At 36.6% G+C, this 1160-nt stretch carries 1 protein-coding gene; it reads right to left on the bottom strand.

Annotation, left to right across the window (positions count from 1 at the left end; genetic code table 11):
- Nucleotides 1-162 precede the first annotated feature (162 nt).
- A partial coding sequence (locus C1715_RS00115) for a DDE-type integrase/transposase/recombinase (protein ID WP_102398665.1) occupies nucleotides 163-1160 on the bottom strand: 998 nt, incomplete at its 5' end.

The following is a 1160-nucleotide window of genomic DNA, read 5'->3' as shown; positions in this document are numbered from 1 at the left end:
CGCAGAATAATAAAATACTTTGTGATTTGAAGATGAAATAACGAATTTTAGGCATGACAAAAAATCCTTTTGAGTGAAGGAAAATTTTTGATATTAGTAATCTCTACATTGAGTTATTCACGTAGTGGTTAATAAATATCCCATATTTACTTTACAACTAAATTAAGCAGAATTTTCAGTTTGCATCTTTAATATTGTTTGTTGACCAAGGTAAATAAGTAATTGCCACTTAGCAGGCATATTGCCCGCATTAGTTAAAATATCTATCTCATTTAGTGGCTTCCAGTAGTTATAAGGATGAGGACGTAGAAAGTTATAATAGGCAACCCAAAGGGAAACGCCATAAAGTGCACCATTCTCGCTTCCATAACCGCAGGTAACGCGATAAGAAGACTTGAAGGTGCGGTTAAGCCGTTCTACTACTTGCTTTACCCAACGAAATTCGGTGGATACAGCATCATTATTGGTGAGTCCGATAACTTGAGTAACATCAAAGTCCCAGCCATTAACGAGTTTACACTGCTGACTTGCAAGAGGGTAGGCACTATAGCCATCTGCAATGAATTTTAAGGCTTTATTAGGGAAGTTTTTAAACTTCTCAAAAGCCATACGCATAGCGAGGATACATGGACCTACAGCACGAGTATCGGATACTTGGTAGCCAAGAATAGACTTTTTACAAGCATCCATGATAATCCAAACATAATGCTTTATGCCTTTTACCTTAATGTATGTTTCATCAGCAGAAAGGATGTTAGAAGGATTATAGTCAAAAGTATCTACAAATGGCTTTATAACTGCGGCAGCAGTCATAGCATAATTAGCAATCATTGTATGTGAAATCTTTATACCATGTACTTCCTCCAAGGCATGTGCTGTCTGCCTAGTAGATAGCTTAAGATTAACGTGATAAGTAAGGCAAAGCCCCATAATGTGGGCATTGAACTTCTTATACTTAAAGTTAATTGCTCTAGAAGGAAGTTCATGTAAGTCCATTTTGAAGAAATCTATGGTGAACTCACGATAGATGTAGTGGAGCTTGTACTTGTGTTTATCAGCGTCACTTAAGTCTTTAGGCAGTTTGTCTAAGTTCTTGCGGTAGTAGGAACACTTAGGATTAACACATTTATGTATTCTAAAATGCTTACGATCTTTCTTTG

This window comes from Haloimpatiens massiliensis (assembly GCF_900184255.1).
Lineage (GTDB): Bacteria > Bacillota > Clostridia > Clostridiales > Clostridiaceae > Haloimpatiens > Haloimpatiens massiliensis.
The sequence above is the reverse complement of the archived record's forward strand: the minus strand, read 5'-3'. Positions and strand labels throughout refer to the sequence as shown.